The organism is Georgenia faecalis, assembly GCF_003710105.1.
GTDB classification, from domain to species: domain Bacteria; phylum Actinomycetota; class Actinomycetes; order Actinomycetales; family Actinomycetaceae; genus Georgenia_A; species Georgenia_A faecalis.
In genome coordinates, this window is sequence record NZ_CP033325.1 from 756463 (window position 1) to 776596 (window position 20134).

A 20134-nucleotide genomic window follows, 5' to 3' on the forward strand; every position below is an offset into this window, starting at 1 on the left:
CTCTCGCGTGCAGCCCTGGCTGACGATTCTCGTGCCCGGGCTCGTGGGACTCCTCCTCCTGCTCGTGCCCGGGCTCGCCGTCGGCCGCGTCCTGCGGCTGAGAGGCCTGCTGTGGTGGGGCACGGCCCCCCTGCTCAGCGGCGGCATCATCGGGACGACGGCGGTCGCCGCGCCGGCCCTCGGCCTCGCCTGGGGGGTGGGCACCGTCGCGCTCGGGACGGCCGCCGGCGTCGTCCTCGCGCTCATCGTCCGTCTCCTCACCCTCGGCGTCCCGCGCCGGACCGAGGGCACGCCCGAGCAGCGCCGCCGGGCGGGCCTCGCCGCCGTCGGTGGCCTCCTCGTCGCCGCCGCGGTGCAGGCCGGGCGCATCGTCGCGGCCCTGGACGGCCCGGGGGTGATCTCGCAGACCTTCGACGCGAACTACCACCTCAACGCCGTCCAGCTCATCCTCGACCGGGCCGACGCGTCGTCCCTGCACATGACGCTGTCCACCCCGGACAAGGTGACCTCGTTCTACCCCGCGCTGTGGCACGGGCTGGTGGCGCTCATCGAGCAGGTGACCGGCGTCGGCGTGCCGGAGGCGACGACGACGCTCACCCTCCTCGTCGCGGCCGTGGTGTGGCCGCTCAGCGTGCTGGCGATGGCGCGGGTGATGTTCGGTCCCCACGCCCTGCTCCTGGGCTCCGCCGCGGCGCTGGCGACCGCCTTCACCCAGTTCCCCGAGCTGCTCAGCTTCTACGGGGTGCTCTACCCCAACCTCCTCGCGTACGCCGTGCTCCCGGCGTTCCTCGCCCTCGTCCTGCGCGCGCTCGTGCGCCGGCCCTCCCGGGCCTGGATCGCGGACGTCGCCCTCCTCGTCGTCGGTGCCGTCGCCCTCACACTCGCCCAGACCAACGCCCTGTTCGCCGCGGCGTTCATCCTCCTGCCGGCCGTCGCGGTCGCCCTCTGGCAGCGGTCGCGGACCTGGCTGGCCCGCACCTCGGTGCCGGCCGGCCAGGCCCGCGCCTGGGTGGGGCTCGTGTGGGCGCTCACCGCCTCCCTCGCCGTCCTCGCCTACGTCGCCAGCGGACGGATCCAGACGGTGCAGGGCCTGCGCACGAGCCCCGTGTACTGGCCGGTGGACGACAGCGTCCTCGGGGCGACGTGGAAGGCGATCATCCTCTCGGCGGGCAGCGAGCTCGCCAAGCCGCAGTGGGTGCTGGCCCTGCTCGTCGCCGTCGGCGTCGTCGCCGCCGTGCGCATGCCGCGTCACTACTGGCTGGTCGCCGCGCACGCCGTCGTCATTGCGCTCTACGTCGTCTCCACCAGTGTCGAGGGGCCGCTGCGCTCCCAGCTCACGGGTTACTGGTACGGCGACGACATCCGCCTCGCCGCGCTCCTGCCCGTCACCGGCGTGCCGCTCGCGGCGCTGGGCGTCGCCCAGCTCGTCCGGTGGCTCAGCGCGGTACCGGGCTGGGTCGCGCGGCGGCGGTCCGCGGACGTCGCCGTCCGGCACGGGCGCCCGTCCGCGGGGCGCCGCGACCTGCCCGCCGCCGCCGTCCTCGTGGTCGTCGCCGCCCTCGCCGTGGGCCAGGGGTTCCTCCCCGCCGGGCAGCAGTCGTTCGACGAGCTGGCCCGGGGCTACCACGTGGACCCCACCTCCACCGGCTCCATCGGCCTCCTCAGCGCCAACGAGATGGAGCTCCTCTCCGAGCTCGACGAGATCGTCCCCGAGGGCGTCGTCGTGGCGGGCAACCCGTGGGACGGCAGCGCGATGTCCTGGGCGGTGGGGGACCGGCAGGCGCTGTTCCCGCACATCTCCATCATCTGGACCGAGGAGACCGGGACCATCGCCGTCCGCCTCAACGAGGCGAACACCGACCCCCGGGTGTGCGAGGCCGTGGAGGACCTCAACGTGGGCTACGTCCTCGACATGGGCCGCCCCATGTGGGGCGGGGACCCCAACGGCGGGCACCTCGCCTACCCGGGCCTGGAAGGGCTCGTGGACGCGGGCGTCGCGGAGCCGGTGGCCAGCGTCGGCCCGGCGCGGTTGCTGGAGATCACCGCCTGCGACTGACCGGCCCAGGCGCGCGGGTGGGGGGCACCGCGCCGCGCCGGCATCGCGGGTCTGAGGTAGGCGGGCCGCCTCCTAGGGCGGATCCCCGATGTGCCGGGCTACCTCAGAGCGGGACGGTGGACTCGTCGATCCCACCGAGGAGATGCCATGCACGCCATCGACCCCCACTTCCAGACCGAGCTCCGCTACCGGCACGAGCACCTGCACGCCGACTTCACGCGGCCGCTGTGGTGGCGCCGCCGGGCCGCTCGCCGCGGCGCGCCCCGCCACTCCTGACTGTGCTGTCCGGGGGCCTCCCGCTCCAGGCCGCGCCGCGCGATCATGGGGCGGTGACCTCAGGCAGCCTGGGCCCGATCGTGGGCCGCGACGACGAGCTGGCGCGTCTGGCCGAGCTCGTCGGCCTCACCGGGGACCCGCCGGCCCGCGCCGTCGTCGTGGCGGGCGACGCCGGCATGGGCAAGACGCGCCTCGTCACCGAGCTCGTCGCCCGGGCCGAGGAGGCCGGTCGGCTCGTCGCCGTGGGCCACTGCACCGAGTTCGGCGACGGCGTCCTGCCCTTCCTGCCGTTCACCGAGATCTTCGGGCGGCTGGACGCCGGGGCGCCCGCCCGGCTCGGGGCGCTCACCGCGGACCACCCCGCCCTCGCCCGGCTGCAGCCGGGGCGGCGCGGGCTCGCCGCCCCGGACGACGCGCCCGCGCCGGCCGGCGTCGAGCGGGGGGACGTCTTCGAGGCGGTCCACGCCGCGCTGGAGGAGCTGGCCGACCCGAACGGCCTGCTCGCCGTCGTGGAGGACCTGCACTGGGCGGACGCGTCGACCCGCGACCTCCTCGGCTTCCTCTTCACCCGGGCCTTCACCCGCGACGTCACCGTCGTGCTCACCTACCGCTCGGACGACCTCCACCGCCGCCACCCCCTGCGGCCCCGGGTCGCCGAGTGGTCGCGCATCCCCGGCGTCACGCGCATGGCGCTCGGGCCGCTCAGCGACGCCGCGCTGGGCGAGGTGGTCCAGGCGGCGCGCCCCCAGCCGGACCGGGTGGCGCGCGAGATCGTCGTCCGGGCCGATGGCAACCCGTTCTTCGCCGAGGAGCTTGCCCTCTCCCGCGCGCCCGGGGACCGGGCGCTGCCGGCCAACGTCGTGGACCTGCTCCTCGTCCGGCTGGACCGGCTCGACCCCGACGCCCGCGCCGTCGTCCGGGCCGCCGCGTGCGCCGGCCGCCGGGTCACCCACGAGCTGCTCGCCGCGGTGGTGGGCGTCGACGACGCCACCCTCGAGCGCGCGCTGCGGGCCGCGGTCGACAGCAACGTCCTCGTCCCCGTCGAGGGGACGGCCTACGCGTTCCGGCACGCCCTGCTCACCACGGCGGCCTACGACGACCTGCTGCCGGGCGAGCGCCGGAGGCTGCACGCCGCCTACGCGAGCGCCCTGCGCCGCCGCGCGGTCCCCGGGACGGCCGCGGAGCTCGCGCGGCACGCGGTCGCCGCGCAGGACCTCGGCACCGCCGTCGCCGCGAGCATCGAGGCCGGCGACGAGGCGAGCTCGGTCGGGGGACCCGACGAGGCGGCGACCCACTACCTCATGGCCCTCGAGCTCCTTGGCCGACCCGGCGCCCCCGCGGGGGACGTCGCCGGCCTCACCGCCAAGGCCGCCGACGCCCTCGTCGCGGCGGGCCGCCCGCACCGCGCCATCGACCTCGTCACCGACCAGCTCGCGGCCGACCCGCCGCCCCCGGCCGACCCGCCGCCCCCGGCAGAGCTGCTCACCGCCTGGGTGGAGCTCCTCCTCGCCCTCGCCGCCGCCGCGCGGGAGGTGGACATCCCCGTCGACGGCTACGGCGCTGCCGCCGAGGCCCTGCGCCTGGTCCCCGACGAGCCCACGCCGTTGCGCGCCCGGGTCCTCAACGCGCACGCCCACGCGAGCTTCGACCGGGGCAGGCACGACGACGCCGCGCGCTTCGCGCGGGAGGCGCGGTCGCTGGCCGTCGCGGTGGGCCTGCCGCGGGTGGTGGCGGACGCCGCGATGATCCTCGGGCGGCTCCAGCTGCGGTGGGACGACCCCGACGCCTCCCTCGTGGCGCTCGGCGACGTGGCAGCGCAGGCGCGGGCCGACGGCGACACCGTCGCGCTCACCCGCGCGCTCCACCACATCGGGTCCATCCACTTCGTCGTCGGGGCGTTGCCGCGCGCCCGTGAGTACTACCTCGAGGCGGCCGCGACCGCCGCCGCCACCGGCCGGCACTGGTCGCCCTACGGCCTCGACGCGCGGTTGTTCGCCTGCCTCACCGCGTACATGACCGGCGACTGGGACGCCGTCGCCCGCGAGACCGACGTCGCGCCCCTCGCACCCCCGCCCCTCATCGAGGCGATGTTCGCCTCCGTGGCCCTGGCCCGCGCGGCCGGTCGCGGGGACACGGAGGAGGGGGACCGGCTGCTCGCGCGGACGCGGCCGTGGTGGCACCAGGACGGGGTCGTCTGCGTGCAGAGCGCCGGGGCCGCCATCGACCTGCTCGGCGACCGCGGGGACGTCGACGGCGCCGTGCGCCTCCAAGACGAGGCGGTCCGCACGCTCTCCGAGCTCTGGCAGGCCGAGGATGGGGTGTTCTCCGCGCGCGCGCGCTTCAGCGCGCTGCTCCTCGGCCAGCTCTCCGCGCAGGCGGTCCGTGCCGGAGGGACGTCCGCCGACCTCCTACGCCTCGGTGCGGACCTGGCCGCCGCGGCCGAACGCACCGACGAGGAGGCCCGCCGCTCGGGGAACCCGCTCGGGGCGGAGGGACGTGCCTGGGTGGTGCGTACGCGCGCGGAGCTGCTGCGGCTGCAGTGGACCGTGGCCCTCGACCCACCGGCGCCGTCGGCCCTGGTCGGCGCCTGGGAGGAGGCGGTCGCCGCCTTCGACGCGCTCGGTCACGCCTTCGAGGGGGCCCGGTCCCGGGCACGGTTGGCGCGGGTGCTCCGCGCCGCCGGGCGCCCCGACGACGCGGCCGCGCACGCCGCGCACGCCCGGGAGACCGCGGAACGGCTGGGCGCCCGCCCCCTCCTCGCCGAGCTGGGCGCCGTCCCCTTGGGCGCCGGCCGGCCGGCCACCCGCGAGCCGGCTACCGCGCTGACGCCCCGCGAGCGCGAGGTCCTCGCGCTGGTGGCCGAGGGACGCAGCAACGGGCAGATCGGCCGGCAGCTGTTCATCAGCACGAAGACGGTGAGCGTGCACGTGTCCAACATCCTCGCCAAGCTCGGCGCCGAGGGCCGGACCGAGGCGGCCGCCATCGCGCACCGCCGGGGCCTGCTCAGCCGGGCTCACCCGTAGAGCAGCCGCGCCGTCTCCCGCTTGCGCTCCCGCAGGCCCGGCGCGCGCTCGCGCAGGGTCCCCACGGGGAGCTCGGCGGTCACGGGGACGGAGATGTCCCGCACCAGCGGCCACCCCGACCCCGCGGCGATGACCAGCCCGTGCTTGGCGTCGTAGTACTTCGGCAGGACCGAGATCGCCAGGCCCCGGGCCCCTGCGCTGGCCGCGAGGAGGTGCGGGTGGAAGCGGGTGGAGATCCAGCGCTGGTGCGGCGCGGCGGGGAAGCCGTCGCGCCACAGCTGGTGGAAGGAGAAGAGCTGGACCTGCGGCCAGCGCGCCGCGAGGTCGGCGTGGATGAACGTGTCGATGCGCGGGATGCACTCGAGGACGGCGATGCGGTCCGGGGCCACGCCCCACGCCTCGACCTGGCGCTCGACGAAGGTGACGAGTTCCGGCCAGTCCATCGTCCGCAGGTCGTGCTGGACCACCACCCCGACGTCGAAGCCCGCCGCGCCGACGGGGTCGAGGAGCGGGGGTTCGAGGAAGACGTCGTCGCCGGTGAGGCGCAGCGCCGCGGGGGGCCGGGGTGCCGTGGTGAGGGCGCGCGCGGTGCCGGCGTCGCGGACGTCGAGGACGGCGAAGCGGCGGGAGGCGTCGGCGACGCGCTGGGCCGTCGAGGGCGACATCGGGAGCAGACCCAGCCCCGTGGCGCCCACCCGGGCGGGGGTGTACGCCGCGAGCCAGTCGAGGGCGTCGAGGAGGGCGAGGTTCTCGGGCCACATGTCGTTCGCGTACCCGCCGCCGAGGAGGTGGACGACGTCCGCCCCGCGGAGCCGGTCGATCCCGCTCGTCCACCACGGGGCGATGCCCGGGTCCGCGAGCGCTGCGGTGATGAACTCGGCGACGTCGTGCCCCTCCTCCAGCGCCCGGTCGCGCAGGCGGAAGACGGTGTCGGTGACGTGGAGGCGGGGGTGCCGCTCGGCGAGCAGGGCCGCCGCGGGACCGGGGAACGGTGTGTCGAGCCACACATCAGCGCCGGGCTGCTCACGCTCGAGGTAGCGCAGCCACGCGTCGGCGATGAGCTCGTCGCCGAGATTGGGATTGCCCGCGACCCCCACGAGATAGACGGTCCGGACCGGTCGCGCCTCGGGCTGCACGGCTCTCCTCATCACGTCGGGGACGTCCGGCAGCGTAACCGCCCCGACGGCCGCGTCCGCACGGTGGCCTCGCGTCGACGGGCTAACCTTGCCGGGACTGTCCGCCTGAAGGAGAAGAGACGCGCGTGAACTCCGACCTCGTCGTCGTCGGGTCCGGCTTCTACGGCCTGACCATCGCCGAGCGCTGCGCCCGCGAGCTGGGTCTGCGGGTCCTGGTGATCGACCGCCGCTCGCACATCGGGGGCAACGCCTACTCCGAGGCCGAGGCGTCCACCGGGATCGAGGTGCACCGCTACGGCGCGCACCTGTTCCACACCTCCAACGAGCGGGTGTGGGACTACGTCACGAGGTTCACCGCCTTCACGGACTACCAGCACCGCGTCTACACCAACGTCGGCGGGGAGGTCTTCCCCATGCCGATCAACCTCGGCACGGTCAACCAGTTCTTCCGGGCGGCCCACGGGCCCGAGGCGGCCCGCGCGCTCGTCGCCGAGCAGGCGGCCGAGCTCGCCGGCACGGAGGTGAGCAACCTCGAGGAGAAGGCGATCTCCCTCATCGGGCGCCCGCTGTACGAGGCGTTCATCAAGGGCTACACGGCCAAGCAGTGGCAGACCGACCCGCGCGAGCTCCCGGCGAGCATCATCGCGCGACTGCCCGTGCGCTACACGTACAACAACCGCTACTTCAACGACACCTACGAGGGCCTGCCCGTCGACGGGTACACCGCGTGGCTCGAGCGCATGGCGGACCACCCGCGCATCGAGGTGCGTCTCGACACGGACTTCTTCGACACCACGCAGCCGGTGAACAAGGCCGCCGTCGTCGGTCAGGTGCCCGTCGTCTACACCGGGCCGGTAGACCGCTACTTCGACAACGCCGAGGGCGAGCTCAGCTGGCGCACCCTCGACTTCGAGGAGGAGGTCCTCGACGTCGGTGACTTCCAGGGCACCTCGGTGATGAACTACGGGGACGAGGACGTCCCCTACACCCGCATCCACGAGTTCCGGCACTTCCACCCGGAGCGCGACTACCCGAAGGACCGCACGGTCATCATGCGGGAGTACTCGCGGTTCGCCGAGACGGGCGACGAGCCCTACTACCCGGTGAACACGGCGACGGACCGGGAGCGCGTGCTCGCCTACCGCGAGCTGGCCAAGGGGGAGAAGGACGTCCACTTCGGCGGGCGTCTGGGCACCTACCAGTACCTCGACATGCACATGGCGATCGGCGCGGCGCTCTCGGCCTACGACAACACGCTCACGCCCCTCTTCCGCGCCGGCGCCCGTCTGGGGGCGCCGGAGTGAGCACGGGCGCCGTCGACGGCTTCGTCGAGCCCGGGCGCGGGGGAGGGCTGCTCGACGTCGTCCGGCAGCGCTACCTCCTGCGCCTCGTCGTCCGCAAGGACCTGCGCGTGCGCTACCGCGGGTCGGTGCTCGGCATGCTGTGGTCCTACGTCAAGCCGGCCGTCCAGTTCGTCGTCTTCTACTTCGCCGTCGGCGTGTTCCTGCGGATGAACGAGGCGATCGACAACTTCGCGGTCTACCTCTTCGCGGGGATCGTCGTCGTCAACTTCTTCGGCGAGGCCTTCGGGAACGCCACGCGCGCCATCGTGGGCAACTCGGCCCTGGTGAAGAAGATCTACCTGCCGCGGGAGCTCTTCTCCGTGTCCGCGCTGTGGGTGGCCGCGGTCCACTTCTTCCCGCAGCTCGTCGTCCTCGTCGTCGGCGCCCTCATCTTCGGCTGGCGGCCCTCGCTCGCCCAGCTCGCGGCCGGCGTGCTCGGGTTCGCGATCCTCACGGTCTTCTCGCTGGGCCTTGGCCTGCTCTTCGGTGCGGTCAACGTGCTCTTCCGCGACGCGGAGAACCTCGTCGACCTCCTCCTCATGGTCGCCACGTGGGCCTCTCCCGTCCTGTACTCGTGGACCGCCGTCACCGAGGTCGTGGGCACGGGGACGATCTGGACGATCTACCAGCTCAACCCGCTGACGCCGGTCGTGGAGCTCTTCCACTGGTGCTTCTGGGCGCCGACGGCCGGCGTGGAGTACGTCATGCCGCCCGACCTGTGGCAGTGGGTGGGGATCGCCGCGGTGACCTCGACCCTCGTCCTCGTCCTCGGCGAGCTGGTGTTCCGCCGCCTCGACGGCCGCTTCGCCCAGGAGCTCTGAGCGCGTGGACACCGAACCGCGGATCGTCGTGCGCGACGTCGCCAAGCACTTCACCCTGCGTCACACCCGCACCGCCAAGGACTGGGTGGTGTGGAACCTGCGCGGGCGCCGCGCCCGGCTGAGCGACGACTTCGTCGCCCTGCACGACATCTCCTTCGACGTCGCCGACGGTGAGGCGGTGGCGCTGCTCGGGCTCAACGGCTCGGGCAAGTCGACCCTGCTCAAGCTCATCTCCGGCGTCATGCGCGCCGATCAGGGCACCATCCGCGTGCGCGGGAAGATCGCCGGCCTCATCGAGGTGGGCGCCGGCTTCCACCCCGACCTCACCGGCCGGGAGAACGTCTTCCTCAACGGCGCCATCCTCGGGATGAGCGAGGCCCAGATCACCGAGAAGTTCGACGAGATCGTCGCCTTCAGCGAGATCGAGGAGTTCATCGACACCGAGGTGAAGTTCTACTCCTCGGGGATGTTCCTCCGGCTCGCGTTCGCCGTCGCGGTGCACACCGACCCGGACGTCTTCCTCGTCGACGAGATCCTCGCCGTCGGCGACGAGCCGTTCCAGCGCAAGTGCCTGGCGAAGATCCGCGAGCTGCGCGCCGCCGGCAAGGCGTTGGTCATCGTCAGCCACGACCTCGATATGGTCGCCAAGTTGTGCGACCGTGGCGTCCTTCTCGATCACGGGAGGATCGTCGTGGACGGACCCATTGACGACGCCGTCGAGACGATGCGGAGGAACGTGTGACGCCCCAGGTGGAAGACATCGTGACCGAGGTGCGCGAGGGCCTGGGCGGCCGGGAGGTGGCGCTCACGCTGAGCGCCGCCGGCGCGGACGCCGTCCGCGCGGTGGGCGCCGAGTGGCTGCTCGCGGCGGTACGGGCCCTCGACCTCGCGCACCCGGGCCACCCGCTCGAGCTGGTGCTGCGGACCAACCGCAGCGAGCCGATGCCCGAGGGCTGGGCCGTCCAGCCGGCGGTCGCCGGCCAGACCTTCGTCGAGGGCACCGGCGTGGGCCGCCTGTCGGTGCGGGGCGAGGCCGACGTCCCCGCCGTGTGGCGCATGCTGCAGATGCCCCACCCCGACCTCCTGGTCCGGGACGGGGAGTACACCTTCATCGCGCCGACCGACCCGCTGCGCCGGCGGGTCGGCGCGCTGTACAGCGCGCTGTACCACCGGGCTCCGCTGCTGCTCGACACGTGGCGGCAGAACCGCAACAGCATCCCGGCGGCCACCCGTTCGCCCATGCACCCCAAGGCCCCCCACCTCGAGCCGGTCGGCGCCGTCACCGGGCCGCGCACCGCGGACCTGGGCGGCCGGCCCGCGGCGTGGATCGCCATGCACTGGCTCACCCCCGCCGGCGCCGAGTCGTGGGCGTTCACCTCCGCCGAGATCGCGCGCGACGCCGGCTACGAGGTGGTCATCACCGTCGACCGCAGCGCCCCGCAGAAGGCGGTGGCCCGGGCCCTGGAGATCACCCCGTACGTCTACCTCGCGGCCAACGTCCTCACGGGCGAGGACTGGGACGGCTTCCTGCGCGGGGTCCTCGACCGCCACGACGTCGAGGTCCTCCACATCCACCACTCCGCCCGCGCGTACGCCTTCCTGCCCGAGCTGCGGCACATCAGCCCCGGGGTGCACGTCGTCGACAGCACGCACGTCGTCGAGCACCGCACCGGCGGGTTCGTGCGGCAGAGCCTGGAGTACTCCAACCTCGTCGACCACCACCACGTCATCAGCCCCGAGCTGCGCGACCTGTACACGCTCGACGCCGGCGTGAGCCGCGACAAGGTCTCCTACCGCCCGCTCACCGGCGGGAGCACCCACCCCGGGGCCGCCGCCGGTGCGCGCCCGGCCCGCCGGCCCGGCGACCCCCTGCGGGTGGGCTTCCTCGGCCGGCTCGCGCCGCAGAAGCGCCCGTTCCTCTTCGTCGAGCTGGCCCGCCGGCTGCACCGCTCCCAGCCCGACGCCTTCACGTTCCTCATGCAGGGGTCCGGACCCCTCGAGCCGCAGGTGAGCGGGCAGATCGCGCGCAGCGGCCTCAACGGGGTCATCACCCGGCGGGCGTGGGGGCCGGTGGGCGACTTCTTCGCCGACGTCGACGTCCTCGTCATCACCAGCGACAACGAGGGCCTCACCCTCACGTCCCTCGAGGCCGACGAGCACGGCGTACTCGTGGTGTCGGCCGACGTCGGCAGCCAGCGGACCGTCGTCGCGCCCGTCGCGCTGGCGCCCCGCCCGCCGCAGCAGTTCCTGCGCCGCACCATCGAGGTCCTCAAGCACCTGGCCGCCGACGAGGGCGCCCTCGAGCGCGCCTACGCCGCGCAGCGCTCGCTCCTCGACGAGCTGCGCGCCGCCGAGGGCGCCGCCGACTTCCTCACCACCTACTACCGCACCCTCAAGGAGCGTTGATGCGCGTCGCCGCAGTCGTAGTCACCTACAACCGGATGGCACTGCTCGAGCAGACCCTGGAGGCGCTCGAGCACCAGACGCGTCCCGTCGACCACATCGTCATCATCGACAACGCCTCGACCGACGGCACCGACGACTACCTCGCCGCCCGCACGCCGGGCGTGCCGACGACGGTGCGGCGGATGAAGGAGAACACCGGCGGCGCCGGCGGCTTCTCCACGGGCACCGAGCTCGCCTACGGCCTGGGCATGGACGCCATCTGGCTCATGGACGACGACACCGTGCCCCAGGCCGACGCGCTGGGGCCGCTCGTGCGCGACCTCGAGGACGCCGAGACGCGCCTGGGCGCCATGCCGAGCTTCGCGTGCAGCCTCGTCCTGTGGAAGGACGGCTCCTTGTGCGAGATGAACACCCCGGAGCCCACCTGGGACTGGGCCCGTCCGCTCACCCAGGGCGCCCCGTACACGCTGATGAAGTCGTGCTCGTTCGTCTCCTGCCTCGTCACGCGCGAGGCGGTGCACGCCGTCGGGCTGCCCTCGGCGAACTTCTTCATCTGGTACGACGACGCGGAGTACACCCAGCGGCTGTCGAAGTTCCGGCCGGGGATCTTCGTCCCCGACTCCAAGGTGAACCACCTGCTGCCGCAGAACCGGGGCGTCAACTTCGGTGACGTCAACGAGGGCAACGTGTGGAAGTTCGAGTACGGCGTGCGCAACCAGATCGCCACGGCGATCAAGTTCCGCAGCCCCACCATCGCCGCGTCGCTGGTCGAGAACATGATCAAGCAGCTGCGCGGCGCGGGGGTGCCGAAGCCGCTCGTCCTGCGGCTGGTCAAGGCGGCCGCCCGCGGCGTGGTGTTCCGGCCGGAGGTCAAGCGGGCGCGCACCGTCCGGTGAGGCGACGCGGGGGAGCCGTGGCCGCGCGGTGGCGAGGAGGACCACGATGCTCCGGATGAGCGGCGTCCCGCGGGACTACCCGTGGGGCTCGCCGTCCGCGATCCACGACCTCGTCGGCACCGTCCCCGACGGCGCGCCGCTCGCGGAGCTGTGGTTCGGCGGCCACCGCAGCGGGCCGGCGCCGCTCGCGGCGGGCGGGGACCTCAGCGCGCTCATCGCCGCCGACCCCGTGGGCACCCTGGGCGCCGACGTCCACGCCCGCTTCGGCCCCGCGCTGCCGTTCCTCCTCAAGCTCATCGCGCCCGAGCGCCCCCTCTCCCTCCAGGTCCACCCCGACCTCGAGCGGGCCCGCACCCGGTTCGCAGCGGAGGACGCCGCCGGCATCCCCCTGGACGCCCCGGAGCGCAACTACCGGGACCCCAACCACAAGCCCGAGCTCGTCTACGCGCTCACGACGTTCGAGGCGATGTGCGGATTCCGGGCGCCCCGGCGCGCCGCGGAGCTCCTCTCCGACCTCGACGTGCCCCTCGCCCGCGAGCTGCACGCCACGCTGCGGGCGGACCCGACGGCGGAGGGGATGCGGGCCGCGTTCACCTCGCTGCTCGACGGCGCCACCCGGCCGGGCGCGGCGGCCGTGGCCGAGGTGGTGCAGGCCTGCCGCCACCGCCTGGCGGACGGGTCGCCCTCACCCCGGGCGGACCGCACCGTCGTCACGCTGGCCGACGCCTACCCGGGTGACCCCGGCGTCGTGGCCTCGCTCCTGCTCAACCCCGTCACCCTGCGGCGCGGGGAGGCCCTGTTCATCCCGGCCGGCGGCGTGCACGCCTACCTGTCGGGGATCGGGGTGGAGGTCATGGCCTCCTCGGACAACACCCTGCGCGCCGGGCTCACGGACAAGCACGTCGACGTCGACGAGGTGCTCGCCTGCGTGGACTGCGTGGCGGCGCCGCCCATCCGGCTGGCGCCGGAGACGTTTCACGGCGCCACACGCGTGTACTACGCGCCGGTGGACGACTTCGAGCTGTCGGTGACCGTGCTCGGGGAGGGGGACTGCGCCGACGGGCCGCGCCCGCTGCCCGGCCGGGGACCGCGTGTCCTCGTGTGCCTCGACGGCGCGGTGGAGGTGAGCACGGCCGACGACGTCCTCTCCCTCGGACGGGGCGAGGCGGCGTTCGTGCGCGCCGACGACGGCCCCCTGCGCGTCGCCGGCGTGGGGACCGTCGTGCAGGCGGACGTGCCCTAGCGGGTCAGCACCGGACGGCGGGCTCGCCCGGGTCAGCACCGGACGGGCGAGCCCGCCCGGGTCAGCAGCGGACGGTGGCGCGCTCGGTCTCGGCGATGTGGGCGAAGCGCTCGTGCGGGACGTCCTCGCCGAGGAGCACGACCGATCCCCCCGCGAGCCAGGTGGCCAGGGCGTGGCCGAGCAGCTGGTCGACGCTGCCCGGGGCGCACAGCACGCGGGCGCCGGCCTCGTCCCGGTGCGCGGCCGGCAGCTGGTGCACGGCCCACTCCGCGAGGTCGGCGAAGGTCACGGACGGTGCGGCGTCGAGCCCCGCCACGCCGGACAGCGCCTCGGCCGCGGGGTCGGGCTCGCGCACGGGGCCGAGGACGTCGCCGTACGACATGATCGCGGCCGCGGCGTCCACCGCCCCGGCGGGGACGGCCTCCTCGACGTGGCGGGCCAGCGCGGGCAGGGCGACGACGAGGACGAGCCCCGCGGTGGGCGCCTGCGCCGGACGGGCGGTGACGACGACGTCGGGCTCGTCCTCGTCGGCGTCCGGCACGAAGCCCTCGTCGTCCGCAACCTCGTCCTCGTCCTCCATCTCGCCCCACGCCTCGACGTCGTCGTCGTCGGCCTCCTCCTCGGGCGGCAGGACGACCTCGGCGCCGGCGGCCCAGGCGGCGAGCGCCCAGACGACGGTGCGCCAGTGCGTGGGGAGGTCGAGGACCACGCGCGATCCGGGGCCGACGTCGGCGTCCTCGACGAGGAGGTTGGTCGCCTTGGTGACCCAGTTGGCGAGGACGCGGCCGGACAGCTCGACCCGCTCGTCGTCGTCTCCGTACCAGGTGAGGCAGGGCTGGGCGCTGCCCGCGGTGGTCAGGCGGTTGAGGATGGTGGTCGCGACGCTCATGCCTCGAGCGTAGTGCGGTCCGGCGGGGGGCAGAGCGGCCCCCGCGACGTTCGGCTCCATTAGCACCCAGGGACTTGACTCAGCGGGATGACACGCGTGTAATTCACTCTGAGACAACGCGCGACGCCGACGATGGGGGAACAGCCGTGTGGAACATTCTCGGCGATGGTCCGCTGACCACCGGCGTCGCAGCCGAAGGTCAGGGGCTCTACCGGCTCGATGACCTGCTCGAGGAGACGGTGCTGTCCTGGCAGGACCGCGCGCTGTGCGCGCAGACCGACCCGGAGGCGTTCTTCCCCGAGAAGGGTGGGTCGACCCGCGAGGCCAAGCGGGTGTGCGCGTCCTGCGAGGTGCGGTCCGAGTGCCTCGAGTACGCCCTCGCCAACGACGAGCGCTTCGGCATCTGGGGCGGGCTCTCGGAGCGCGAGCGTCGCAAGCTCCGGCGCCGCGCGGTCTGACGGACTTGATGGCGGCCGCCGCGGGTACGGTCTACCCCCCGACGCTCGCCGTCGTGGTGAGCGCCGGGGTCTCCGCGTACCTCCCCCGGACGCTGCGCGGGATCGCTGAGCAGACCCACGCCCCCGCGACCGTGCTCGTCGTCGACACGAGCGCCCCCGGGCACGACGTCGGCACCGGGGTCCCCATGGCCGACGCCGTCCGCGGGGCCGGCCTCGACGACGTCACGTCGGTGCGGATCATGCGTGCCCCCGGCGCGGCCAGCTTCGGCGCGGCGGTCCGCGCCGCCCTCGCCGCCCACGCCGAGCACCTTGCGCGGATCGCCGCCCGGCGCGAGGAGCCCGCGCCCAGCTCGGCCCCGTGGCTCTGGCTCCTCCACGACGACTCCGCGCCGGCGCCCACGGCGCTCGCCGAGCTGCTCCGGGCGGGTGAGTCCGGGCCGTCCATCGCCATCGCCGGCGCCAAGCAGCGGGACTGGGCCCGCCCGGACCGCCTCCTCGAGGTCGGCGTCCGGGCCACCCGCACGGCACGCCGGGTCCCGGACATCGAGGACGGGGAGATCGACCAGGGCCAGCGCGACGGGCGCGAGGACGTGCTCGCCGTCGGCACCGCGGGGGCGCTCGTGCGCCGGGAGGTGTGGGACGCCCTCGGCGGACCGGACCCCGCGCTCGGACCGTTCGGTGACGGGCTCGACCTGTCCCGCCGGGCGCGCCTCGCCGGTCACCGCGTCGTCGTCGTGCCCACCGCCGTCGTCCACCACGCCCGCGCGGCGTACCTGGGCCTGCGGGCCGGCGCGGCCGGCGCTGCCGCCGACGTCCCCGACCCGCGTCGGTCCTTCGCCGCGCGCCGCCGCGCCCAGCTCTACTCCTGGCTGGTCTCCGCGCCGGCGCTCCTCGTCCCGCTCGTCGTCGTCGCGATGCTCGTCCTGGCCCCGCTCCGGGTGCTGTGGCGGGTCGCGACCACCGAGGTCGGCCTCGTCGGTGCCGAGATGCGCGCGCCCGCCGAGGTGCTCGCCCGGCCCCGGGCCGTCCTGCGGGCGCGCCGCCGCGCGCGCCGGGCCCGGCAGCTCCACGCCCGGCACCTGCGGCCCCTCCACGCCACCTGGCGCGACGTCGGCCGTGCCAAGCGGGACGCCCGGCGGGCCGAGGCCGCGCTCCGGAGCACCCGCACGGCGCCCAGCGAGCTGGAGATCGCCGAGCGGGCCGCCCTGACCCGCCGGCGCCGGACCACGCTCGCCGCGGTGAGCGCGCTCCTGCTCGCCGTCACGGGCGTCGCGCTGGCCGCCGTGCTCGCCGAGGGGCCGCTCACCGGTGGGGCGCTCCTGCCCGCGGACACGGGCCTCGCGGGGCTGTGGGCGGCCGCGACGTCCGGCTGGGTCGCCGCGGGGTCGGGCCACCCCGGGCCCGCCGACCCCCTCCTCCTCGTCCTCGCCGCGCCCATGGTCGCCCTGGCGCCCTTCGGGGGGAGCGTCAACGTCCTCCTCGCCGGACTCCTCCTCCTCGCGGTCCCCCTCGCCGGGGTCGGCGCGTGGTTCGCCGCGGGCGCGGCCACCCGCTCGGTCCTGCTGCGGGCCTGGGCGGCGATCGTCTGGGCGCTCGCGCCGCCGCTGCTCCTCGGGGTGGGCGACGGGCGGCTCGGGCCCGTCGTCGCGCACCTCGCCCTGCCGTGGGCGGCCCTCGCCCTGGCCCGCACGGTGGGCGTCCACCGCGTCGACACCATCGTCTCCGGCCTCGTCGGGGCGGCACGGGTGTCGGTGCCCGCTCCCGGTCCCGCCGCCCCGTTGGGGCCGGACGGGCCGGGGCCGCAGGGACCGGCGCCACGCGCCCCGTCCGGCGACGGACGACCGAGCGACGGATGGGGCGAGCCCGCCGCGTCCGACGACGGCGGCATCGCGCACCCCGTCACGGCGGCCGGGCACCGCGCCGAGGCGGCGACGGCCCGGGCGACGGGCCGGACGGCCGTCGCCCTCGCCGAGCGCGAGGACGCCGGTTACGAGCCCTCGGCGGAGACCGCCGTGGAGGCCGAGGATGTCGCGGCCGACGACCTGCTCGACGAGGACCTGCTCGACGAGGACCTGGTGGCCGAGGGCCTGGCCGACGAGGACCTGGTGGCCGAGCGCCTGGTCGACGAGGACCGGGTAGCCGCGGACCTCAAGCCCGACGACCTGGCGGCCGATGGCCCGGCGTCTGAGGACCTGCTGCGTCGCGAGGCGTCGGACGAGCAGTCGGCGGACGACGCGGCGCCCACCGGCCCGGAGACGGCCGGCCCGGAGCCCGCCGCGGGGCACCCCGCACCGGCCGGCGTGACCGCGGACGCCGTGGGCGGCCGCGCCACGAACGCCCCGGTGATCGACGCGGTCGCCGCCGTCCCCGAGCGCTCGGGGCAGGGCTCGCTCGCCGCCGCGGCCGCGGCCGGGCTGGCCCTCGCCGTCGCCGCGGCCGGGTCGCCGGTGCTGCTGCCCGCGGGGATCGTGGCCCTGTGCCTGCTCGCCCTCGTCGTCCCGCGGCGCCGGCGGCGGCTGGCCCTCGTGGCCCTGCCCCCGCTCGTCCTGCTCGGCCCGCTCCTCACCGTCGCCCTGGAGGACGTCCGCGGCGGGTCCTGGCGCGTGCTGCTCGCCGAGCCCGGGGCGCCCTACGGCTACGAGGGTGCGCCGACCTGGCTCGCCGCCCTCGGGTGGCCCGGCCAGGCGCCTTTGCTCCCCGCCCTCCCCGAGCCCTGGGACTCGCTCCTCCCGCTCACCGGAGGTGCGGTCCTCGCCCTGCTCGCCGTCCTTGCCCTCCTGCGCGGCGGGCCCCGCGCCCGCGTCGTGCGCGCCGGCTGGGCCGTGGCGCTCGTCGGGATCCTCGCCGCGGTGGTGAGCGCGAGGACCGACGTCGCCGTCGGCTCCGGCGCAGACGGCGTGGCCCAGCTCGTTCGTGGCTGGGGCGGCGCCGGCACCTCGCTCGTGGTCCTCGGGCTGCTCACGGCCACCGTCGGCGCCGGCGACGGCGCGCGCCAGTGGCTGGCCGCGCGGGCCTTCGGCTGGCGCCAGGTCGGTGCCGCCGTCGTCGTCCTCGCCATGGTCCTCGGGCCCGTGGCCACCGCGGTCGCCTGGGTCGGTGCCGCCCGCTCGGACGGGGGCCTGGCCCTCGCCGGTCGCCCCGCGGCCACGGTCCCGGCCCTGGCCGAGGAGCTGCAGACCGGCCCGGAGCGCTCGCGCGTGCTCGCGCTCAGCGACGACGGCGAGGCGCTCGCCGTCGAGGTGTGGCGCGGGCGTGGCCCCCAGCTCACCGAGGCCGCGAGCAGCGTCACCGCACGCGGCCTCACGGGGACGTGGGGCCGCACGGAGGTCGCCGGCGCGGACGTCGCCGCCACCGAGCTCGTCGACCTTGCCGCCCAGCTCGCCGTGGGCGCGGCCGACGACGCGGGCACCCGGCTCGGGGCGCTGGGCATCGGCGTCGTCCTGGTGCCCCCGCTCGCCGACGGGGACAGTCCCGCCCGTGACGCGCTCGTGGCCCGGCTCGACGCCACGGCCGGCCTCGAGCGGGTCACCGAGAACGACTCGGGGGTCATCTGGCGCGTGTCGCGCTCCGGGGACGGGACCGCCGCGGCTGCGAGCGTGGCCCGCGCGCGCGTGATCGGCCCGGAGGACGACGTCCTCGGTGACGTCCCGGCCGGTGCCGTCGGGGTCACCACCCGCGTCCCCCAGGGGCCGGCGGGGCGCACCCTTGTCCTCGCGGAGCGCGCCGACCCGGCGTGGCAGGCGACGTACAACGGCCGCCCGCTGCGGGCCACGACCGACGGCTGGCGCCAGGCCTTCGAGCTGCCCGCCCACACGGGCGAGCTGAGCGTGCGGTACGACCCGACGTGGCGGCTGCCGTGGCAGGTGGCCCAGGTCGTCGTGCTCGGCCTCGCCCTCCTCCTCGCGCTCCCGATCCGCCGGCGCCGGGAGGGCTCCGCATGACCGAGAACCGCACGCCCGCCGAGCACGCGCCCGGCGATGCGCTCGCCGCGCACCCCGCCCCCGAGCACGCCGCCCCCGCCGACCCCGCCCCCGAGCATCCCGCCCCCGCCGAGCGGTCGACGTCCCGGCGCCGGGTCCTGCGCCGGGTCGGGACGGCGGCTTCCGGGCTCGCCCTGCTCGGCGCCGTCGCGGCGGTCGCCGTGGCGGGGGAGATGACGCCGGTGGCGCCGGCGGAGGTCCTCGACGTGCGAACGGTCGCGGTGCCGCCGAGCGCCGTCGAGCGGATGTGCCCGGGCCCGCCCGTGCTCGCCACGGCGCTCGCCGGCGAGGACCTCGACTACGACGAGTTCGACCCCGAGGGCGCGGGGACCGCGAGCCGGGTCGACGCACTCGCCCTCGACCGGGCCGACGCGGACTCGGCCGCCGGCACCCTGGCGGGCGAGGAGGAGGAGCTCACCCTCGAGGGGACCGACGAGGCCCGCCTCGCCGGGACCGACGGCGTCACCGGGTGGCGCACGCTGACCGCCGAGCCGTCCGGTGACCGGGCGGCGTTCGTGGGCGGGGCGAGCGCGTCGCGTACCGAGTCCGGCGACCTCCGCGGCCTCTTCGCCGCACCGTGCCTCGTCCCGGCGACGACGTCGTGGCTCGTCGGCGGGAGCACCGAGACGGGCAGCAGCGCGCAGCTCGTCCTCACCAACGTCGGGCAGACCCCCGCCACGGTCCAGGTGAGCGCCTGGGGGAGCACCGGGGCGCTGGAGACGTCCGCGGGCGCCAGCGTCCTCGTGGCCCCGCAGGCGCAGGAGGTCGTCCTCCTCGAGGCCGTCACGGGGGCCGACCCCCGGGTCGCCGTCCGGGTCGAGGCCGACGGCGGCCAGGTGAGCGCCTACCTCCAGGACTCCGAGCTGCGGGGCCTCGTCCCCGCGGGAGTCTCCGCCGTCGTGCCCTCCGCCGAACCCGCGCGCGAGGTCCGGATCCCCGGTGTCGTGCTCCCCGAGAGCGGCGCGGCGGACCCGGACCCCGCCCGGGTGCGCCTTGTCAACCCCGGCGACACGCTCGCCACCGTGTCCGTGGTGCTCCTGGGGCCCGACGGCGAGCTGGTCGTCCCCGGGGCCGAGGCGCTCGCCGTCGACCCCGGCACCGTCGTCGACGTCTCGCTCGCGGGCCTGCCCGCAGGGACGTGGACCCTCGACGTCCGGGGCGACGCCCCGCTCGTCGCCGCCGCCGTCCTCACCCGGGCGGGCGCCGAGGGCGAGCCGCTCGACCGCGCCTGGGCGCCGGCGACGGAGCCGCTCAGCAGTGGGCTCGTCGTGCTCCCCGGCCTCGCGGACGCGGCCACGCTGACGGTCGCCAACCCCGCCGACACCGCCGTGGACGTCACCCTGCGTCCGGTGACCGCCGACGGCGAGCGGGTGGCGGACGTCGTCGTCAGCGTCCCGGCGCGCTCCACGCTCGCCCAGGACGCCGCCGAGCTCGGCGAGGGCGTGGTGGCGGTCGAGCTGCAGGCCGGCGCGCCCGTCCACGTCGCGGCGGTGCTCACGGCGCAGGCGCCCGACGGCGAGCTCGTCGCCGTCCTCCCGGCGAGCGAGGACCCGCACGCGGCGACGACCGTCGCGCTGAGTCGCCGCATCCCCGTCCTGCACTGAGCG

At 75.7% G+C, this 20134-nt stretch carries 14 protein-coding genes; 12 read left to right on the top strand and 2 right to left on the bottom strand.

Going from position 1 to position 20134, the window contains the following annotated elements:
* Positions 1–7 precede the first annotated feature (7 nt).
* From EBO36_RS15225 to EBO36_RS15860, 3 genes are all read left to right on the top strand, one after another.
* Positions 8–2056 carry a DUF6541 family protein gene (locus EBO36_RS15225; RefSeq protein WP_164471316.1) on the top strand — a complete coding sequence of 683 codons (2049 nt, stop codon included), beginning with the start codon at positions 8–10 and terminating at the stop codon, positions 2054–2056.
* Between the two features lie 147 nt (positions 2057–2203).
* Complete coding sequence (locus EBO36_RS15855; protein WP_277602259.1) at positions 2204–2332, top strand: hypothetical protein; 129 nt, start codon at positions 2204–2206, stop codon at positions 2330–2332.
* Between the two features lie 53 nt (positions 2333–2385).
* Positions 2386–5355 carry a helix-turn-helix transcriptional regulator gene (locus tag EBO36_RS15860; RefSeq protein WP_164471317.1) on the top strand — a complete coding sequence of 990 codons (2970 nt, stop codon included), beginning with the start codon at positions 2386–2388 and terminating at the stop codon, positions 5353–5355.
* Here EBO36_RS15860 and EBO36_RS03200 read toward each other — a convergent pair.
* Positions 5346–6491, bottom strand: a complete 1146-nt coding sequence (locus EBO36_RS03200; RefSeq protein WP_164471318.1) for a polysaccharide pyruvyl transferase family protein — start codon at positions 6489–6491, stop codon at positions 5346–5348. The genes EBO36_RS15860 and EBO36_RS03200 overlap by 10 nt on opposite strands.
* A 125-nt stretch (positions 6492–6616) precedes the next feature.
* Here EBO36_RS03200 and glf point away from each other — a divergent pair, with 125 nt between their 5' ends.
* The 6 genes from glf to manA are packed head-to-tail and all read left to right on the top strand — an operon-like array spanning position 6617 to position 13200.
* Positions 6617–7795: a UDP-galactopyranose mutase gene (gene glf, locus EBO36_RS03205; RefSeq protein ID WP_122823339.1), complete on the top strand. Its 1179-nt coding sequence runs from the start codon at positions 6617–6619 to the stop codon at positions 7793–7795.
* Entirely contained in the window at positions 7792–8655 is an 864-nt protein-coding gene (locus EBO36_RS03210) for an ABC transporter permease (protein ID WP_122823340.1), read from the top strand. The genes glf and EBO36_RS03210 overlap by 4 nt, the downstream gene beginning before the upstream one ends.
* 4 nt (positions 8656–8659) lie before the next feature.
* Positions 8660–9397: an ABC transporter ATP-binding protein gene (locus tag EBO36_RS03215; protein WP_122823341.1), complete on the top strand. Its 738-nt coding sequence runs from the start codon at positions 8660–8662 to the stop codon at positions 9395–9397.
* Between the two features lie 8 nt (positions 9398–9405).
* A complete protein-coding gene (locus EBO36_RS03220) occupies positions 9406–11061 on the top strand; it encodes a glycosyltransferase (RefSeq protein WP_164471319.1) in 1656 nt (551 codons plus the stop codon).
* Positions 11061–11957, top strand: coding sequence for a glycosyltransferase family 2 protein (locus EBO36_RS03225; RefSeq protein ID WP_122823343.1), 897 nt, complete (start codon positions 11061–11063; stop codon positions 11955–11957). The genes EBO36_RS03220 and EBO36_RS03225 overlap by 1 nt, the downstream gene beginning before the upstream one ends.
* A gap of 46 nt (positions 11958–12003) precedes the next feature.
* Positions 12004–13200, top strand: coding sequence for a mannose-6-phosphate isomerase, class I (manA, locus tag EBO36_RS03230; protein ID WP_122823344.1), 1197 nt, complete (start codon positions 12004–12006; stop codon positions 13198–13200).
* 61 nt (positions 13201–13261) lie between these two features.
* Here manA and EBO36_RS03235 read toward each other — a convergent pair whose 3' ends face one another.
* On the bottom strand, positions 13262–14089 hold the full coding sequence (locus EBO36_RS03235) for a TIGR03089 family protein (protein ID WP_122823345.1): 828 nt from the start codon (positions 14087–14089) through the stop codon (positions 13262–13264).
* A 224-nt stretch (positions 14090–14313) separates the two neighbouring features.
* On the opposite strand from EBO36_RS03235, the gene EBO36_RS03240 reads away from it, so the two are divergent.
* Genes EBO36_RS03240 through EBO36_RS03255 form a run of 3 tightly spaced genes read left to right on the top strand, consistent with a single transcriptional unit; the run spans position 14314 to position 20131 of the window.
* Entirely contained in the window at positions 14314–14547 is a 234-nt protein-coding gene (locus tag EBO36_RS03240) for a WhiB family transcriptional regulator (protein ID WP_187695857.1), read from the top strand.
* Between the two features lie 8 nt (positions 14548–14555).
* Positions 14556–18488 carry a glycosyltransferase gene (locus EBO36_RS03245; protein WP_122823347.1) on the top strand — a complete coding sequence of 1311 codons (3933 nt, stop codon included), beginning with the start codon at positions 14556–14558 and terminating at the stop codon, positions 18486–18488.
* Positions 18485–20131 carry a DUF5719 family protein gene (locus tag EBO36_RS03255; protein WP_127573970.1) on the top strand — a complete coding sequence of 549 codons (1647 nt, stop codon included), beginning with the start codon at positions 18485–18487 and terminating at the stop codon, positions 20129–20131. The genes EBO36_RS03245 and EBO36_RS03255 overlap by 4 nt, the downstream gene beginning before the upstream one ends.
* Positions 20132–20134: the final 3 nt, after the last annotated feature.

Excerpts from the sequence above, each read along its gene's own strand:
- EBO36_RS03235 (WP_122823345.1), bottom strand. The coding sequence starts at position 14,089 with ATGAGCGTCGCGACCACCATCCTCAACCGCCTGACCACCGCGGGCAGC.
- EBO36_RS03225 (WP_122823343.1), top strand. The coding sequence starts at position 11,061 with ATGCGCGTCGCCGCAGTCGTAGTCACCTACAACCGGATGGCACTGCTC.
- manA (WP_122823344.1), top strand. The coding sequence starts at position 12,004 with ATGCTCCGGATGAGCGGCGTCCCGCGGGACTACCCGTGGGGCTCGCCG.
- EBO36_RS03255 (WP_127573970.1), top strand. The coding sequence starts at position 18,485 with ATGACCGAGAACCGCACGCCCGCCGAGCACGCGCCCGGCGATGCGCTC.
- EBO36_RS03245 (WP_122823347.1), top strand. The coding sequence starts at position 14,556 with ATGGCGGCCGCCGCGGGTACGGTCTACCCCCCGACGCTCGCCGTCGTG.
- EBO36_RS15855 (WP_277602259.1), top strand. The coding sequence starts at position 2,204 with ATGCACGCCATCGACCCCCACTTCCAGACCGAGCTCCGCTACCGGCAC.